Annotated in this window: 14 protein-coding genes; 1 reads left to right on the top strand and 13 read right to left on the bottom strand. The window is 36.5% G+C overall.

The features are described 5' to 3' along the window. Positions 1–79: 79 nt before the first annotated feature. From IGJ23_RS10035 to zapA, 7 genes are all read right to left on the bottom strand, one after another. Positions 80–1,342 carry an ABC transporter permease gene (locus IGJ23_RS10035; RefSeq protein ID WP_010738019.1) on the bottom strand — a complete coding sequence of 421 codons (1,263 nt, stop codon included), beginning with the start codon at positions 1,340–1,342 and terminating at the stop codon, positions 80–82. Further along, positions 1,335–2,234, bottom strand: coding sequence for an ABC transporter ATP-binding protein (locus tag IGJ23_RS10040; RefSeq protein ID WP_342081862.1), 900 nt, complete (start codon positions 2,232–2,234; stop codon positions 1,335–1,337). The genes IGJ23_RS10035 and IGJ23_RS10040 overlap by 8 nt, the downstream gene beginning before the upstream one ends. Positions 2,235–2,570: 336 nt before the next feature. Beyond that, entirely contained in the window at positions 2,571–4,349 is a 1,779-nt protein-coding gene (uvrC, locus tag IGJ23_RS10045) for an excinuclease ABC subunit UvrC (protein WP_053765715.1), read from the bottom strand. 195 nt (positions 4,350–4,544) lie between these two features. Then, positions 4,545–4,859 (bottom strand): thioredoxin, encoded by a 315-nt coding sequence (gene trxA / locus IGJ23_RS10050; protein WP_010718648.1) that lies wholly within the window; start codon positions 4,857–4,859, stop codon positions 4,545–4,547. Between the two features lie 85 nt (positions 4,860–4,944). Next, the gene (locus tag IGJ23_RS10055) at positions 4,945–7,305 is read right to left on the bottom strand and encodes an endonuclease MutS2 (RefSeq protein ID WP_438774920.1); all 2,361 of its coding nucleotides are present in this window, start codon (positions 7,303–7,305) and stop codon (positions 4,945–4,947) included. 129 nt (positions 7,306–7,434) lie between these two features. After that, positions 7,435–7,983 (bottom strand): CvpA family protein, encoded by a 549-nt coding sequence (locus IGJ23_RS10060; RefSeq protein WP_010718650.1) that lies wholly within the window; start codon positions 7,981–7,983, stop codon positions 7,435–7,437. A 21-nt stretch (positions 7,984–8,004) separates the two neighbouring features. Beyond that, positions 8,005–8,442 (bottom strand): cell division protein ZapA, encoded by a 438-nt coding sequence (gene zapA, locus IGJ23_RS10065; protein ID WP_010718651.1) that lies wholly within the window; start codon positions 8,440–8,442, stop codon positions 8,005–8,007. A 221-nt stretch (positions 8,443–8,663) separates the two neighbouring features. On the opposite strand from zapA, the gene rnhC reads away from it, so the two are divergent. Beyond that, complete coding sequence (gene rnhC, locus IGJ23_RS10070) at positions 8,664–9,578, top strand: ribonuclease HIII (RefSeq protein ID WP_438774921.1); 915 nt, start codon at positions 8,664–8,666, stop codon at positions 9,576–9,578. Positions 9,579–9,844: 266 nt separating this feature from the next. On the opposite strand, the gene IGJ23_RS10075 is transcribed toward rnhC, so the two are convergent. The 6 genes from IGJ23_RS10075 to IGJ23_RS10100 form a co-directional block, all read right to left on the bottom strand. Next, a complete protein-coding gene (locus IGJ23_RS10075) occupies positions 9,845–12,151 on the bottom strand; it encodes a glycosyl hydrolase family 18 protein (RefSeq protein ID WP_438774922.1) in 2,307 nt (768 codons plus the stop codon). Between the two features lie 445 nt (positions 12,152–12,596). Continuing rightward, positions 12,597–15,242: a hypothetical protein gene (locus tag IGJ23_RS10080; RefSeq protein ID WP_438774923.1), complete on the bottom strand. Its 2,646-nt coding sequence runs from the start codon at positions 15,240–15,242 to the stop codon at positions 12,597–12,599. A gap of 281 nt (positions 15,243–15,523) precedes the next feature. Continuing rightward, positions 15,524–16,096 (bottom strand): TetR/AcrR family transcriptional regulator, encoded by a 573-nt coding sequence (locus IGJ23_RS10085; RefSeq protein WP_010738025.1) that lies wholly within the window; start codon positions 16,094–16,096, stop codon positions 15,524–15,526. A 21-nt stretch (positions 16,097–16,117) separates the two neighbouring features. Next, positions 16,118–16,789: an ABC transporter ATP-binding protein gene (locus IGJ23_RS10090; RefSeq protein WP_010718656.1), complete on the bottom strand. Its 672-nt coding sequence runs from the start codon at positions 16,787–16,789 to the stop codon at positions 16,118–16,120. A gap of 12 nt (positions 16,790–16,801) precedes the next feature. Beyond that, entirely contained in the window at positions 16,802–17,872 is a 1,071-nt protein-coding gene (locus tag IGJ23_RS10095) for an ABC transporter permease (protein ID WP_096710050.1), read from the bottom strand. A 615-nt stretch (positions 17,873–18,487) separates the two neighbouring features. Continuing rightward, positions 18,488–19,594 carry an alpha-hydroxy-acid oxidizing protein gene (locus tag IGJ23_RS10100; protein ID WP_010718658.1) on the bottom strand — a complete coding sequence of 369 codons (1,107 nt, stop codon included), beginning with the start codon at positions 19,592–19,594 and terminating at the stop codon, positions 18,488–18,490. Positions 19,595–19,767 lie beyond the last annotated feature (173 nt).

A 19,767-nucleotide genomic window follows, 5' to 3' on the forward strand; every position in this document is an offset into this window, starting at 1 on the left:
GATCAACCGAAATAACGCCAGCATTTAGTTTTTCATTTACCATTTTGTTGTGCCGATACTGCTTTTAATAGTCAGTCGGTTAGGATTTCTTACGTTCATTTCTCATAATTGAAAGTGACTGTTTCAATGAACTCCATAAGCCACCTTCACTATAAACAAGAACATTTGATTTATACATATTCGCTGAGAAGAACATTAGCAGGAATGTGACAATGATTAACACTACAAGTGAAATCAATACACTAGTCATTCCAACTGTCTCATTCGCCAAACGAATCGGCATAATATAAGAAGAAAGGAACGGAATATAAGACGTGATCCGAATCACGATATTGTTTGGATCAGATGCGCCTAAGATCAACCCAAGCATATAGCCACCTAAAGAAAGATAAGTAACTGGTAAAATCGCTTTTGCTGTATCTTCTGCTTTGTTGACTAATGATCCACATAATGCCGCTAAAACGGAGAAGATCAAGATACCAAAGAACATAAACAATAATGCGTACCATAAAAATGGTCCGATGATCTTATCTAGTGAAATATTCTCTATGATACTTTTTACAAAATCCATATGTTTAAATTGTTGGAATCCCACAGTCAAGATCACACCGTATAGAGCCATCTGCGTTAAAGCAACTAACAAGACACCAGTCAATTTACCATAAAAATGTTTTTGAGCTGTCGTACTTGATAAAATGACTTCCATGATTCGAGTTCCCTTTTCAGAAGCAATTTCTTGCGCGATGATTTGTGAATAAGTCAGGATAATGATAAATAAGATAATGGTTGCTGCATAACTAATCGCATATTGTACGCCAGAATTATCTTCTCCAACTTTCATTTTGTTATTACTATCAAAACTTACTTTTTGTCTAGTCAAACTTGCTGGTTGACTAAGACTAGCTACTTCTTCAGGGGAAAGTCCCAGTTGGCTAGCTCGCAATAGTGATTGCAACCCAGTTAATTGCTGTTGGATCAACAATTGTGTACTTTGTCCTAACGAATTTTCACTGTAAAGTTGACCTTTTAGCTGATCGTTTTCGACCGTGACGACTAAATAGGCATCAATTTTTTCATCGGCTAATTCTTTTTGAGCTTGTGTTTGCGAATCAACCGCTTGAAAGCTGAACTCATCGGTTTTTACTTGTTCAAGCTGTTGCGTTACTTGTTGATTTTCGGACAATACACCAATTTTATTGATCTCACTGTTTTGCTGAGCAAAATTGCCTGCTAAATAAACGATTCCTATCATAATGAATGGCACTAAGATCATAATCAAGAAAGAGATGGATTTGACATTTTTTAAATAGACATCTTTTGTAATGATCCAAAATTTACGCATCAATCTCACCTGCTTTCATTTTGAATATCTCTTCTAAGGTAGGCGGTTGTTGATTGAACATTGGAATATAGCCAAATTGTGTTGCTCGGGTAAAGATTTCTTTTCCTACATCAGGATCGTTTAAAGTGATTTCAAGCGTTTGATCTTCATGAGTGACGACTTTTTCGACTCCTTCGATCATTGCAACTTCCTCCTGGGACAAGCCAGATTCTAAGAATAACTTTGTACGTCCAAAAGAATTTCTGATTTCATGGACTTTCCCGCTTAACACCATTTTTCCATTACGTAACATAATTAAATGATCACAGATTTTTTCAACATTATCCATATTGTGACTGGAGAAAATAACACATGAGCCATGTTCTTTTAACTCAATGATCCCGTCTTTCAGCAATTCTGCATTGACTGGGTCAAGCCCACTAAACGGCTCATCCAATATGATCAATTTAGGTTCATGGATCAACGTAGCAATCAATTGGACTTTTTGTTGATTTCCTTTAGACAATGATTTTACTTTATCGGTTTTCTTTCCTTTTACTTGGAACTTTTCCATCCAAAAATCGATTTTTGGTTCGATCTCTTTTCTTTTTTTGCCTCTCAATTCAGCAAAATACAACAATTGCTCTTGAATCGTTACTTTCGGATACAACCCACGTTCTTCAGGAAGATAGCCAATAATGTCATAGTCTTTTTCTCCCAAAGGTTGTCCATTCCATAAAACTTCCCCTTGATCCTGTGTCAAAAAATCTAAGATCAATCGAAAAGTTGTGGTTTTTCCTGCCCCGTTTTGTCCGATCAGCCCCATAATCTTTCCATCAGGTATTTGAAAAGACACATGATCAACAGCGGTATAGTCTCCAAACGTCTTAACCAAATCTTTCACTTCTAACATCGTCTCACTCCTTCGTCTCCATTTCTTCTACCATATTCAGATAGTTCAGACAACTTAAATCGCATACAAATGCAAAAAATGAAATAGTCCAGAGATTCTTTATCAATTAAAGGTCCAAAGTCTATTGAAAAATGAATAGTTTAAAAAGAAAACCATTCTTTCCCACTTTTTCATTGAAACAACGACCATTTTGACATTTATTCAATCTAGGTTGGCTATAATCATTTCCAATAGTCATCATAGCGCTTCCCGCCTCGTCGAACTAAAACGAATTCTACATCATTTGTTATACAAAAAATCATAGGACACTTTACGTAGTTTGTAAAGTGTCCTATGCTAGTTCTCATGCAATTTATCAAAAACATTTTGAGCAACATTTTTTGGTAGCCCAATTTGTTGGAGTTCTTCCATCGTCGCTGCCGTAACATTTTTCAACGATTTAAATTCTTTTAGAAGTAATTTTTTTCTTTTCGGTCCTAATCCTTCAATTTCATCCAGCTTAGAAGCAAAACTATTTTTACTTCGTAGTTGTCTATGGAATGTGATCGCAAACCGATGGACCTCATCTTGGACCCGTTGAAGTAAAAAGAACTCGGGCGAATTTCTTTCCAATGGAACCACCGAAAGTTCATTTCCAAAAAGGAGTTCATTCGTTTTATGCTTATCATTTTTAGCCATACCAGCCACTGGTATGTCGATCCCAAGTTGATTTTCTAAAACATCTTTGGCGACATCCACTTGCCCTTTCCCACCATCGATCAAAATCAAATCAGGTAAAGGAAGCCCTTCTCGAATGACACGAGAATATCTTCGATAAATCACTTCTCGCATCGAAGCATAATCATCTGGTCCTGTGACCGTTTTGATTTTATATTTGCGGTATTCTTTTTTTGCTGGCTTTCCATCGATGAATACCACCATTGCCGCTACTGGATTGGTTCCCATGATATTCGAATTATCGAAGGATTCAATCCGAACAGGTGTAGGAATATTCATGGCATTCCCTAAACGTTCCACTGCCCCAATCGTTCGTTCTTGCTTTCTAGCAATCAAATCAAATCGTTCATTCAATGCAACCGTAGCATTTTTATTCGCAAGTTCTACTAATTTTTTCTTTTCACCACGTTTGGGTTGTAAAACTTTTGTGGACAACAATGCCTCCACACTCGGTTGATCGATCGTGTTAGGAATCAAGACTTCTTTAGGAATAAAATGTTCATTTTCTTGATAAAACTGCCCGATATAAGTCAGAAAATCCTCTTCTGCTTCATTATAAAAAGGAAACATCGACACATCCCGTTCAATCAATTTCCCCTGTCTGACAAAGAATACTTGGACACACATCCAGCCTTTGTCAATGGCATAACCAAAAACATCTCGATCCACCAGATCTGTATTGGTCATTTTTTGACGAGTCATAATCGTTTCAATGGCTCGTATCTGATCGCGGTATTCTGCCGCTTTTTCAAATTCCATCTTTTCAGCAGCTTGAACCATTTTTTGGTGGATTTCTGATTCAACTTTTTCATAGCCACCATTTAAAAAGCTTTTAACTTCATCAACGATTTTCGTGTAAACTTGTGGATCAACATCAAAATAATAAGGACAAAGGCATTGTCCTAAGTGATAATACAAACACGGTTCTTTCGTTTGGCTAGGTTTACACTTGCGTAACGGAAACAACCGATCAAGGATTTTTTTGGTCTCGTTGGCTGCGCCAACATCTGGATATGGTCCAAAATAAACTGCTTTGTCTTTTAACACTTTACGTGTAATGACTAAGCGTGGGTACTTTTCGTTTGTGATTTTCAAAAAAGGATACGTTTTATCATCTTTCAACATGATATTGTATTTGGGATCATTTTTCTTGATCAAATTGATTTCTAAAAGTAAAGCTTCGATATTGGATTCTGTAACGATATATTCAAAGTCTTCGATCTCACTAACTAATCGTTCGGTTTTGGTATTATGACTACCTGTAAAGTAGGAACGGACTCTATTTTTGAGAATCTTTGCTTTCCCAACATAGATGATGGTGCCATTTTTATCTTTCATCAAGTAGCAGCCAGGTTGATCAGGAAGTAAGGCTAATTTATTTTTGATACGTTCGTTCATGAAATACTTCCTTTCAAATTTCATTGAATTAATTATAACATGTCTGTCAAAAAGAATCGTAATCGGCTCATTTGTTTCCTAGACTTGTTTGAGGGTTTAGATAAACTAGAGAAAGATTTTACTGAAATTTATGCTAAGGACAAAAAAACCGAGATATCAATCCATTGATTGATATCTCAGTAACATTCCAGATGTTTATAAATATTGATCGATCATTTGACGTAATTGCTCTTTCGAGTGTACACCAACCGCTTTTTCAACGACTTGCCCATCTTTTTTCAACAATAATGTTGGAATACTCATAATCCCAAATTGTTGAGGCGTTTGTGGGTTTTCATCTACATCCATTTTTACGATTCGGAATTCATCTTCATCGTATTCTTCTGACAGCTGATCTAAAATTGGTGCTTGCATGCGACAAGGTCCACACCAAGTTGCCCAAAAGTCGATTAATACTAAGCCTTTATCTGTTTCTTCGTTAAATGTCGTATCTGTAACTACTTGTGACATATCAAAGACCTCCATTTTTTAGTCTAGAGTCATTATAGCACCTTTCTTGATTCGAGACGAGCCTTCTGCTTACATTTAGTAAGTTTTATTTAAATTTAACGATCGTCGCCCCATTACCGCCTTGGTTAGCAGGAGCAAATTCAAAACTTTTGACACTTCGATGATTTTTCAAGTAGTCGGTGATTCCTTGACGCAAAGCTCCGGTCCCTTTTCCATGTACGATCGTTACTTGGGGATAGCCAGCAAGGATCGCTGAATCAAGGTATTGGTCAACCTCACTCAACGCTTCTTCATAGCGTTTGCCACGAAGATCTAGTTGGTTCGACACGTGACTAGCTGATTCAGAACGTACAGCATGAATGACCCGCTGTTTTGGTTCCTTTTGTGGAGCAACGGGCGTTAATTCACTTTCAGAAACATTCATTTTTAAAATCCCGATTTCCACTTGCCATTGCTCCCCGTTTTTACGTAACAAGGTTCCTCTTTGACCATAAGTTGTCACTAAAACTTCGTCGCCTGGTTTCAATGTTTTTTGTTCTTTGGCTTTTTTCAACACTTTATTTTTTTTCAGTTGTTCTTCTTGATGTAAGTTTGCCAATTTGGTTTTCGCATCAATCAATTGGTGCTCTTTTACATTTCCTTGGCCTACTTGTTGTTGCATTTTACGAATATCTGCAATGATTTTTTCCGCATTTTCTTGTGCTTCAGAAACTAATTCATTGGCTTTTTTCTTGGCTTTTTCGATTTCTTTTTCTCGTTCTTCAAAGAAATAGCGATACGCCTCTTTTAAGTTTTCATATAACTCTTGTGCTTCATCAACGTAGTGGCGCATTTCTAAATACTCCGTTTCAGCCATTTTTCGTCGATTTTCTAAATCAGCGATCATTTCATTTAAATCTTGGCTTTCGTCATTCATTAATTGTTTGGCTTCATTGATGACTGATTGATCTAATCCTAAGCGGCTAGAGATTTCAAATGCGTTACTTCGCCCTGGTACACCAATCAACAGACGATACGTTGGACTAAGTGTATCAACGTCAAATTCCATACTTGCATTGATTGTATTCGCCCGATTGTATCCATAAACTTTTAGTTCTGGATAGTGTGTCGTAGCCATCACATAAGCCGATTTTTTCCCAAGATCGTCTAAAATAGCAATCGCTAAAGCTGCCCCTTCTTGGGGATCTGTTCCTGCACCTAATTCATCAAACAAGACTAAACTTTTTTCATTCACATGTGCTAAGATATCAACGGTGTTTGTCATATGGGAAGAAAATGTTGAGAGACTTTGCTCGATGGATTGTTCATCACCAATGTCAGCAAATACTTCCTCAAAAATACCGATTTGACTTTCTTCATCTACAGGGATCGGTAAACCCGATTGCCCCATCAATTGTAACAATCCTAAAGTTTTTAAAGTGATCGTCTTTCCTCCAGTATTTGGACCAGTAATCACGATCGCTTGGTACTCTTTCCCAATACTGATATCATTAGCCACCACTTTTTCTTGATCAATCAACGGATGTCTTGCTTGTTTTAAAATGACATGATTTTCTACACTGATTGCAGGAACGATGGCTTTCAGTTCTTTCCCAAAACGTGCTTTGGCTTTCATCAAATCTAGTTTACCGATCACGTATGCGTTATGAATGATTTCATGTCGATGAGGAACCAGTTCAGCAGAAAGTTCACTTAAAATACGTTGGATCTCATTACGCTCTGCAATTTGATACTGTCTCAAGCGATTATTTAATTCAACGATCTGCTTTGGTTCAACAAATAATGTTTGCCCAGAAGCACTTTGATCATGGACTACCCCACCAAAGACACCCCGGTATTCTTGCTTGACAGGAATCACATAGCGATCATTTCGCATGGTAATGATCGTATCACTTAAGTATTTGGCGTTTTTCCCCCGAACAATGCCATCTAGTTGTTCTCTCACCGTTTGTTCACTTCGACGAATATTTTGACGAATGATTTTTAATTCAGGGGAAGCATCATCTGTTACTCGCCCATCTTCATCGATTGACTCTTTTAAACGTCGATTCAATTCGGGGATCGTCACCAATTGTTCTGCCCAGAAATAAAGACGTAAAAATTCAATTTCGCTATCTGCTAAATCGGCAAAGAATCGTTTTAATTCACTTGTAGTCGATAAAACACGTGCAACTTGCGCTAATTCGAGTCCATTTAAATCAGCACCGATCTCAATTCGTTTCATATGCGGCCGAATGTTTTCTAACTTAGGAATAGGGATTCCCCCACGTAACCTTTGAACTTTTAAGCCATCTTCTGTTTCTGCTAACCAATCTGTTAATTTCTCTTGTTGGTTGATTGGCACTAACTTTGCGAGTTCTTCTGTTCCTTGCGCGGTTACCACAAACTGACGAATAAGCTGTTTCACTTTTTCAAATTCTAATGTTTCTAGGATTCGATTATTCACGTTATCACCCTAACTTTCACTAAAAGAAGTTGTCACATTTCGCATTGACTCATTGGTCTTTGCTGTCCTGTCACAACTTCGTTTTTTTCTTTCACTACTTACTATTATACTATTACAAAAAATTTTTGATTAGTTTATCACATTCGTTATCCATAAATCATGGATTTTATTGGTTAGAAATGGTGTCTGCTCTACGATAAAGCGGGCAAGACTATTTCCACTAAATTGTTTTTGAACGATATCTACTGGCACAAAAGTCAATAAACTCAAGAGCAAAAATATCGTGACATAGGCAACGATTAAAGATAAGATGCCTCCCGCAAGCCAATCGACTTGTTTTAGAATCGGAATATAGGTCAAGCTATGAACAAAAATCCCGATAAAACGAGTAAGCAATCCTCCGATAAATAAAATCAGCAAAAAGGCGACTCCTGCATAAAAAGCTTCATCTAATCTGAAAGAAAATGTCTGATCAAAAAAGACCATTTGGGAATTAGATGTTACCGCAGGATAAGGAATATATAATTCCAGACGACTTGCTAGATCCTTATAAAAGTGCTGTGCTGCCATAAAAGACAAGATATAACCGATCGTATAAACGACCTGCATAGAGAATCCTCGTCGCGCACCTGAAAAAAATGCAAGCAGCAAGATAAATAAAATCAAAAGACTTAACATGTCTTGTTCCTTTCTCTTTCATCAATTTGAAGATTTTTGTTTGATTTGACCTTTTCTTTTTTCATTTAAAATTTGTTGGGCTTCCACATGATTCTTGATTTCTCGATCTGCCTGTCCGTTTTCTTTCAACACTTCTCGTGCTTCGTTTTCAATCGCTTCAATTCTTTTGATTCGATTTTCCATTTCCACAAATTTGATCATTTTTTTCTTTAAATCTGCTACTTCTTTTTCAAGTTCGAGATTTCTTTCTTGCTTCTTCAATTGATCCGAGAGCGCATTGACAGCCATTAAGATCGCTGCTTGTTCATTATCGATTTGCGGAGACAAATCCTTCAATTCTTTTAGTTGTTCATTGATCAAATTTGTCACGATATCCATATGGTGCTTTGTTTCACGTCCAATAATCGTGTAAGTTTGGTCGGCAATCACTGCTTTATAGCGTGTTTTTTCGTGCGCCATCCGAATCATTTCCCCCTATTGATAAAATTATTATCTAGTGTACCATGAAATTAATGATTTAACAGTTGTACACAAATTTTCTTATATTTACCTTATCATTATATGATAAACTTTGAAAAAATGCTATGTCTCGTCCCCAACTGAACGACAAGGAACTATTGAGGGATCTTTCATCTAACAAGCATCTAAATTTATTAATTTAACTAAACTGGAGGTACATAATGAGTAATATTATCATCAAAGTAACGACTGCCCAAATGGAAAAAATGAAACAAGCTTATCTTTCTTATCTTTTACCTAAAAAAATTCCTTATACCGTATTTGCCGCTAAAAAAAATGGCACGACCATCACTGCCTACACCTCAGGAAAAGTCATGTTCCAAGGTGCAAATGCCCAAAAAGAAGCAAGTCAATGGGGCGAAGCAGCTTCAGCAAAACCCAAAGCTGGAAAAACAGCTGCATCTTTGCCTAAGAACATCGAATCTTTATCTGTATTAGGAAGTGATGAAGTGGGAAATGGGAGTTACTTCGGTCCATTGACAGTTTGTGCTGCTTACGTGGCCAAGGAGCAACTAACACAACTAAAAAAACTAGGCGTTCGTGATTCAAAAGAATTAAAAGATCCTCAAATCATTCAATTGGCTAGTATCTTGAAGAAGACGATCCCTTATCAACTTTTAGTACTCGAGCCTAAAAAATATAACGAAATCCAACCGAAATACAATGCTGTGCGTATGAAAGTTGCTTTGCATAATCAAGCGATCCATCTACTGCTGAAAAAAATTGCTCCTGTCAAACCAGAGGCAATCTTGATCGATCAGTTTACACCAGAAAGCAATTATAAAAAGTATGTCCGTTTGGAAAAAAATCAAGTGCAAGAAAAACTCTATTTTGTGACTAAAGGAGAACAATACCACTTGGCGGTAGCTGCGGCATCGATTATCAGCCGAGCAAGTTTTCTAGAAGAATTAGCTAAAGAATCAGCAGAGATCGGTCTAGAGTTACCTTCTGGCGCTGGAACAAAGTCGGATCGAATAGCTGCAAAAATCATTGAACAAGGTGGCGTTGATTTGTTAGCAAATTATGCAAAATTACATTTTGCGAATACTGAAAAAGCAAAAAAAATGAGTTTATGATATCCCTTTAACGCTTTATTCTAAAGATAATAAACGTTGTTTCAGAAATCATTCTATAGGAATGAAGCGTTGAAGCAACGGTCATAAGACCTCTTAAAACAGGCTATCCAATTGGTCATTTGACCTTAAGAGCATAGCCTGATCTTTTAGATAGCATAAAAACTCCCATCACAGTAGAATAGAACTTTTTTCCACTGCGATGGGAGCCAATTAATTAGTCCCAAACGTTAAAACTTAGTATGTTTTACCCATTAATAACCAGCAATTTAATCAATCAACTCCCAAGGTCCCCATTGTTCAGTACCTGGTTCTTCCCCGCTTGTCCACCATTTAGCTTGATAGTTTTGCCCTTTATGAGACACCTTATCACCAGCTTTGTAAATATTTGTAGCACTCCATGCTTCATATTTTGATGAAGATGTGCTATCTAGTGTTGTTACACTCAAAGGTTGACTGTGTTCTGAAACATTACCAGAATGATCAAACGCTTTTACAGTATAAATGTACGTTGAACCAGCCATTAAATATTTGTCAATATAATTGGTAGTAGCTGTTTGACCAACTTGTTGTCCGTCACGATAAACATAATAACCTGCTACTCCTTTATTATCCGTCGAAGCGGTCCAGTTCAACGTCACGCTTGTCTCTGTCACATTTGAAGCTGTCAGATCAGTCGGAATAGATGGTGCTTCTTTATCTTCTGGATCTGGTGTTGGCGTTGGATTAGTTGAATCCTCTCCATAAATCGTTTGTTGCGAGATATCTATACCGGCTTTTGTAATTCTTTGTGCTAGATTTATAGAAGCAATATGATCAACGGATACATCAGTTGCATTTGATTTTAATCTAAACACATATGTCTCCCCTGGTTTAAGCTCTTTTCCTTCATAAACCCCACTTAAATCGATCGTCACCATTCCATTTGAGGTTGAAACCTCGCCTGCTTTGTAATCACCACTACTAAGAATTTCATTTGAATTCAACGCTAAAGTGTATCGTGGTAATTTAATTGTCTTGTGAGAAGATTCAATAGCTGATAAAACGTCCGAATTTTCATTTAGTGTTTCTTTATTTTTGATGACTAATTCATACCCTTTTGAACTGTTTTCAGAATAAGTAGAAATCCCTACCTCGACATTTAGATCACTTGATACAATTTTATACTCTGGAAGTTTTTCTGTACCAAACAACCCATTTTTGATTGCTTTGGTCAGTTCATCTCTTTTCGTACTCGTTGTTGGCTTATCTTGCGATTGCATCCAAGAGATTACACCACCTAATTCATGCTCTTTCACATATTGCGTTTTGTAATTAATTGATTTTACATTGTCATAGGTAAAGAACTCTTTTGAAACTTCGCTGTATAAAAATGGTGCTTTGGCTGTATCATCCCAATATTCTTTTAGAGTCGGGATTTTAGTTTTTAATTCATCAATGTTTCGGTAGGACCAAACTCCACCTGCTCGGCCACCATCCCCAAGTGCCAGAGAATGTTCATTGTCCGCACCATATGTCGGCGTTTGGTCTGCATCTTTATTGCTTTTTTCAGCAGGTTGGAATAATCCAGGAGTATTTGGGTCTGTCCCTTTAGCTACTTCATTCCACCCACGAGTATAGAAAGCTGCGCCGATAACGATTTTTTCTGAAGGAGCCCCTTGTTCTTTCAAAAAGCGAACGGTCTGATCAACGGACAACCCATTTGCATAGTTCGGGTCGTTAGGATTACCATAAAGTGCAGTATGATGACCACTTGTTGCACTCCAAGCACCATTCATGTCATAAGTCATCATATTCGCAAAGTCAACTACTTCAAATAGTTGTTTGATGTCAATTCCCTTGTCCAACATTCCTTGGGACGCAGGTAATGCTACGGAAAGTTCATAAGTCTTACCTAATTCCACTCCTTGTTTATCGATCGCCGCTCGAATATCTTTTAATAGTAAAATATAATTTTCTTTATCCTCTGGTTTTGCGTTAGGTGTTCCTTCATCATTTTTGTTGTCGACACGATCAGGCTCACGAACATCTGCTGGATATTCCCAATCAATATCAACGAAATCCATGTTGGTATATTTTAAGAATTTAGTAATGTTTTCCACTAATTTTTTTCGTTTCGCAGGACTAGCTGCAACTTCAGAAAAATCACCCGATTTTGACCAACCACCTAATGACACGCCAATTTTTAAGTTTTTATTTTGTCCACGCAAATTTTGAAGCGCATTCAACAAACCAGAAGCAGCATTTCCCCATCCGACTTCTGCTTCACCTGCTGGCACGCCTACAGCGGCTTCTTTATCTGTAAATTTCAACTCACCATTACTATCAAAATCCAAAAAGGCATAATTTAAATGCGTCAATTGGTCTGCGGCAATATCTTTAGGATAAAATTCTTGTTCTCCTCCCCAAATCGACCAATCACCATAATACATCACATTACGATAAGACGCTTTTTTTGTAATTTCCTGTGCTTCTTCAGCATGCACATGTTCTTTGCGGCTGAATAATGGCGTTGTCAGAGAAATAACAGAAGAAAATAACATCGCTGCCAAACTAATTTTTTTAAACTTTTTCATTTTTAACCCTTCCCCTCTTTTTCTATACGAACTCCCCTAATAAAACTATCAGTTATTTTTAATAAACCAACCTCCTAAAAAACAAAAAATGATAACCCTTACAAAACAAGGTTAACATTATCTTATCAAAGCATCAAATGATTTGATATTTTTGTATTGCATATTAACATTTATATATTTATAGTTATCTAAAATAACTAATAAATATCCATATTCTCTTTTCTCTTTTCTCTTTTTCATCTTTTTTTACTGCTTTATTTAAAATAACTATTATTTTTTATTTTTATATTTATAAAAGAACAAAAAAAGCATTTCGCCAAAATAAATTGGACAAAATGCTGCGAATCTCTTTATGTATGATTTGTTCATTTTTGAATGTATCCTCTTAGAGTTGGATCTTCCTGATTCTTTTCGTTTCATCATTAACATTTAACTGAAAACTTTTTCAACGAAATTGACGATCATATTTAATCTGCGATTCCTGCTCTCTAAAACAATTTAATATACGTAAGTATCGTTTAACCGATTTTAAATGTTCAGCTAGTGGTTTTTTTTCTCCAAGATAAGTATAATAATTAGCTAACACGACTCTTTTTACCTCGTCTTTAGTGATGGTCTCTAATTTTAGCTTTTTGATAGTTTCTTTTGCAATTTTGACTGGCATTTTTTGTAAGAAAAAGTAATTGACCAGCGCATGTATATGCCCCCCCTTGGATCGGTTCTCTTTGATTAACTCATCACAACGTTTCCTTATGTCCCTTTTCCCTTTGTTGATCTCATCTGCTGAGAGTTTACCATCAAAAATCGGTTGAAATAATGGAATCTCATAACGATCACTTAATCGATTACTGATTCTTCTACTTGCACCTATGGAAATCAATGTATTTTCTATTTCTTTCCTTTGCCAGATCCAATCATCCTTTTTTTGTACGATATGATCACAATACTTCTCAATAGCGCTCACCTTTAATTCCTCTGAAGAAACGGGCAAAGGAAAATCAAACCCATCAATCACATGGAGTGTTTCCTTTAGTGGTCTCTCTGTAAATAATAGAAAATGAACAATAGCCTTCATTCCTTTTTCATTACCTAAATCCTTTAAAAACGAGTGACAACGATTCAACTGTCCAGATAAACGTCCAGCTTTGGGGAATAACTCTTCATTTACATGGTTATTGATCAACGTGACTAATTCTTGATTCGCTCCCCTTAAGGCAAGGGCATTTTCACTTGATTTTTTCCACTCAATGAGCCCTAATTTATTAAATGATGCTTGGCACTCCTTAACAAGTCTTACTTCTTCTTTGATAGTCAAATAACTATTATCAAGAACAACATTTACTTTTGAAGGGATTTTTGTAAAAATTTCCTCAAGAATATCTGGAGGCAGCTCTTGAAGCACAAGATAATTCCGTGTTGCCAATGGCTCAAAATGTTCACAACGTTGGACTACTTCGTCAATGAGTTTTTGAGACGACTTCATCTTCAAAGAAGGAAGCAAGGTGACATTTAGTATCTTACTCAATTGATCGATCTGCGTTCGATTCATTCCTCGTAAAACAAGATATTCCTCACATTTTTTCTTTCCAACAGTTCCCTCAGATCCTATCAACATCGATTGGCACTTGTACACTTCCTCGAATTGTTTCTGTAAATAAAATTTATTGATAGTTTTAGGAAACCTTAGATCTCTAAAAATTTTATCAATATACTTGGGCGCTGTATTTTGTAACAATAAGTATTTTTGAATCGCTACAAAGCCTATTTTTGGTCCTAAGTCTTCTAAAAAAGAATTGCACCGATCAACTAATGTGCTAATTGCCCCTCTTTTAGTCATATCTATCATTGGGAATATTGATTGATCGATGTATTCATTCATTTGATGAAGCTGTTGTAAACTAGGATAAGTTAAAATAAAATAATTCTCGAATTTTTTTCTGCCCATTTCTGATCCTAATTCTCGAACAAATTGGCTATATTTTATATATCTAGTTAAACAAAAATGGAAATTTTTTCGGTCCTCATCATTCATAGAATCTTTTATTCGCTCTATGACTTCGATATTGATTGCAGGAGGGAAATCTTCCAACATAAGGTAATTATTGACTGATTTAACTCCATTTACTTTGTTTGGATACCAGTAATTTAAAAAACTTTGGCAATATTTGACTGCTTTAGTTATTTTCTCCTCCTTTGATAAAGGTTCATCTTTCAAGGAAGGCAATAAATTGATGTTTAAAATTTCTCCTATCCGATTGAAAAATTTACGATCTACTCCTTGTAGAACTAGCCGATTTTCTACTTCTGTTGCCCCCATATTATTATAATAGAGCGTTGTAACGAGAAGGTCTTTATACTCTTTTTGATTGATTGTCTTGGGTAATTGAACTTCATTAAGTATATCCTTCGCTCTGTCTGCTGTTGTATTTTGCAACAATAAATAATATTGAACAGCTAATAATCCTTCTGTCTCACCGAAATCCTCTAAAAAAACATTACATCTTTTGGCCGTCAAAGTAATTTGTTTAGAGTATCTGGAATTCTCCCATGTAGGAAACAAAAATTCTCCAATTGTTGCACTTATTTTGTTGTATTCAGATCGAGGAAGTTCATTTAAAATGAGTTGATTTTCAATTGCTTTTATCCCTTCATTTGTGCCATATTTGACCAATGTTTCATTGAACTTTTTATGTAATTGTTTTTTCTTTTCTATCTTTTTAAAAAATCCATGTTTGTTCACAGTTCCCTTAAAAACTAGTCCTTCAACAATTTCTTTAGTCAATTCTGGACTCAGGTCATGTAGCACAAGATAATTTGTAATAGCTTTTTTTCCTATCGCACTATTAAAAACATTTAGCAGCGATTGACAGTATTGAGTGGCTTCGTTAACTATCTCTTGCTGGGTTTTATCCTTAAATATTGGTAAGAAATCCATCTTCTTGATTTGACTGACTGTATCTATAGACTTTCGATTTGCACCTTCCACTAATAAATGGTGTTCGATACTTCGTTTTTCATCTATCTCTTTGATTTTCTCTAATAAATAGCAAACATAACTATCCCTATCTAAATAGAACAAAGTTCTTTTCATTTCTCTTTCCCTTCTCGTTTATTCATTGAGCTTAAGTATAAAGTGGAAAATAGGGAGAAATGTTCCTTTTTTTTCAAAAAAAAAAATTTATTGAAATCCCCTAATAGAAAAGCCGCTTCAACTAACGAATGAATCCCATCCGCAACATCAACACAAAAAAACGGTGTGCAAGTGTTCGTTCTTTGAAATGGATCTGATGTTTTGGAGACAGCAAATAGTGTCTCCAAAGCATCAGATCCATCCAATCGAACGGAGCTTACACAACCGTTATTCGTCTCAAGCTAAACAATAACCCCATTTAAGTATAGATCGATCAAAGTCGCCACATCAAAAGGCTGTTCCTCTGAATGACCAGATTCAGTAATATAAGGGGCTAGCAAAAGGAAAAAATGTTTCGCTGCCAGTTCCTGTGTGACGTTTTTTCGTAATAGTTGTTGATGATTGGCAAAAATCTTTTCAAAAGGTTCCCGATAATTCTTTTTCCATAAACAAAACAAATGATTTCTTGTTTCAGCTGAAAGATTGAGCTTCAAATCATGCAGCATCATAAACAAATCAATGAGATGGGTTTCGATAAGATATTCAGCCATCTTAGTCAACGTTTGTTGAAAATCATCGGCACCCGTTGCGGCGATCTTCCTCAAATCGTCCCCTACTGTTTTCAAATGTTGTTCCAGAACTGCCTGGTAAAGTTTTTCTTTGTCACTAAAGTAATGATAAAGATTGGGTTGGGTAATCCCGGCGTTCTTAGCAATTTCACGAGTAGACGTGCCGAGATAGCCTTTTGACATAAACAAATGATTGGCTTCATGTAAAATCTTTTTTTGCGTGTCTTTGTTATAGCGATGAACCACATACACACCTTCTTTTTATGCTTATTCTGTTTTTTCTTGAAAAACACCGTCTTCCATCATAAACACTTTATCACATTTGTCAATCAGGCGTGTATCATGGGTGACCATAATGATGGCTTTATTTTTTTCTTTCGATTCTTTCGCTAAAATATCTACGACTTCTCTTGCTTTTTCTGAATCTAAACTGGCTGTTGGTTCATCTGCTAAAATAATGGACGGATCGTTGTAAAGCGCTCTAGCAATGGCGACTCTTTGCCGTTCTCCTCCTGATAATTCTTCTGGATATTTATTGACCAATTCGGCAACACCTAACTGCTCAAATAGTTCATTCGCTTCTTTCTGACGATTCTCATGTTTGACTTTATCCACTAATATCAATTGCTTTTTGACCGATAAAAATGGAACCAAATTAGACGCTTGTAAAATAAATCCGATTTCCTTAAAACGTAATTTTACCCGCTGATTCTCAGGTTGAGCACTAAATTCTTGCCCATTGATCAAAACAGACCCTTTACTAGGCGTTTGTAAGCCACCTGCAATGGTCAAGAAAGTACTTTTTCCTGAACCAGAAGGACCGATGATCGCAACAAATTCGCCTTTATCTACACTAACATTGGTTTTTTTCAGTGCGTGGACGATTTGATCACCATCTTTGAAATTCTTTTCGACATCTTTAAATTCGATTGCTTTCATTTTTTTCATCTCCTAACCAATTGCCTTCAACGGATCGATTTTTACAATTGCTCGTACCGAAAACAGCGCACCTAAAATGGCGACCACTAACATCAAAACACTGATAACTCCGAAAAATAACCAATTACTTTGAAAAGGTACGGTATCTGGTAAAAGGAACGAGGTCCCCACTGTTCCCAACAAACCAAGACCGATCCCAAAGAATGAGAGTAAGAAAGTTTGGGCCACTACTGAGCGAGCGATAAACCCTCCTGTCATTCCTTGCGCCTTCAAAACACCAAAAATATTGATTTTTTGCATGGTCAACACATAAATGAAAATTCCGATTACAATCGCTGCAATCACGATCAAAAAGCCGATCATAAAACCAAAAGTGAGTACTTGCGCACTATAGCCAGGTAATTCATTGATAAATTTAGAAATGCTGATTTTTTCAAGATCATTTGGTAAATCATCTATCTTCCCTCTAACAACCACCGCGTTGATTCGAGCATTCTCACTTGTATCTGTTTTTTCAAAACGAATTTCTTGGTAAGCATCAAGTGTTGTATATAAAACTGGCGATACATTGAACTTCGCATTTTCGGTAAATCCAGTTAATCGAAAGGTTTTGTCACTACCAGAAAGTTTAACTGTATCGCCAATTCCTAGACCATACTCTTCTTTTAAGCTAATATCACCCACTGCTTCATCGTTCCCAACAAAGGCCTTACCTTCAACAATATTAGGCATGATAAATTGATCTGGATCAATACCAAAAAAACTCACATTGATTTTTCCTGCCTCATCGTTGTCTTTACTGGTTACGACCCCTGGTGTTTGTGCTAAGTAAGCCACCTTATCCCCTTTTACTTCTTGCGCTGTCTTTTTCGTGATCATTGACATCCCTAGGTTCGTATTGGCATCTTTTGACAGTACAATATAGTCTGCCTCCCACTTATCGACAGCCGTTCGGTTATCTTGTGCCAGTCCATACGCTAAACCGGTTAAAAAAAAGACCAAATATGCAATTAAAAACATCACCCCAGCAACCAACGCATAGCGTAATTTTGAATGTATGATTTCATTTAATGCTAAAAACATCTAACTCCTCCTTTAAAAGTTTATCCAACAATAATACAAGTTTATCACTTGATAAATTTTTAGAGGAATAATCTGCTCACAAAAAAACGGGACTGAGACAAAAGTTGTCTCAGTCTCTTCTAGTATCTCTAAAAACGGATAAACGGCGTTCAAAGAGCTGACCTTCGGCGATAAGTCAAAAAATCTCAAAACATGGGAAGCTGTTTCGAGATTTCCATCCTTAATGCTCCTGCGATTACTCGTCGCAGTTTTTACTTGGTGAGCGCTCAGGTCAAAACACTCTTTTCACGACCTCTTGTTCACGGTGAGACAAAAGTAGCATCTTCGGAAAATTTGCCGAAATTTACCAAAAATTTGAGAAGCACCAAGTAGGTAACAATCAACATCAAAAACTAGTTTTTGTGTTTCTTGTCAATTTTCGGAAATTCCTTCTTATTTCTTGATGCTGAACACTTTTGTCTCAACCTCGTTTGATTATCGCTATAAAACTGGTTAATGTCTTGTTGAAATATTCTTTCCTAAAATAAGCACGATCATTCAAAAATTCTATCCAAAATCACTATCTGTTCAAGCTATTTTGCTACTTAATCCCTATTGATAAACCGATTTTTTGTCTTAACACATGAAACGATTTTCTCTCAATTTTGCGTTTTTGATGTCTTCAACAGTTTGAGTTCCAGCTAATTGCATGACCATTTCAAGTTCTGTTTTGAAAAAATCAAATACTTGTTTGATTCCTGTACTTCCACCTAAAGAAAGTCCATAAATGGCTGGTCTACCAATGGCAACTAAATCAGCTCCTGAAGCAATCGCTTTAAAGACATGTTGCCCTCGTCTAACACCGCTATCAAATACGATCGGTACACGTTTATCCACAGCTTCAGCTACATAGCGTAATGAATCAAAAGAAGCTGGACCACCATCTAACTGTCTACCACCATGATTGGAGACCCAAATCCCTTGTGCACCAGCATCAAGAGAACGATACACATCATCTTCTGATTGTACCCCTTTGACATAAACTGGCAACTCTGAATGGGTCGTAATAAATTCGATATCTTTTGGACTTAATTTTTGTTTAGACGATTTATAGACTGCATCCATCGTTTGACCGACTCCCGATTGGTAAGCTTGAACGATTGGCATGGGCAACGGAAAAGTAAAACCATTTCGCCGATCTGTTTCACGATTTCCGCCAACTGTTGCATCAGCTGTTAAAACAACCGCCTTTGCTCCGTTTCTTTTTGCCATTTCCAGGATATCCAAGTTGATCCCATCGTCCTTACTCATATAAAACTGAAACCATTGAGGAGCTTCAGGACCACCAGCTGCTCTAATTTCTTCCAAGGTACAAGAAGCGTAAGAACTAGCTGTATAGATCGTTCCAAATTCTGATACTCCTTTAGCCGAAGCTTTTTCAGCTTGTACATGGGCTAATCCATGCGCTGCTACTGGTGCCATAATGATTGGTGCGGCTAATGTTTCATCAGAAAAATAGGTCGTTGTATCAGGTAATTCCACATCTTTCAAAACATGAGGGATAACCAATTGATGATTAAAGGCTTTTTGATTTTCTCGATAAGTAAACAAATCCCCTGCACCACTACTGATATAGCCATATCCACCACTAGGGATTACTTGAGTAGCTGCTAATTCCAGATCTTCCATATTGATGAAATCAATCATCCCTTCATGTGTACCAGCTTGATAAACTTTTTCCATAATAAAGCCTTCTTTCTCTCGAATTAAGAACCATAAATTTTATGATAGCGTTTGCATCATTATCGTACCTCTCAAAAATGATACAGGCAAATAATCTGTTTGAACTCTAGCAGTAAAGTAGTAGTAAAATAATAGAGAGATTTTCTATGAAAGGTTCAATATTATGGTTGAAA

Origin of the sequence: Enterococcus sp. DIV1682a (assembly GCF_051711005.1) — a bacterium.
Taxonomy (GTDB): Bacteria; Bacillota; Bacilli; order Lactobacillales; family Enterococcaceae; genus Enterococcus_B; species Enterococcus_B hirae.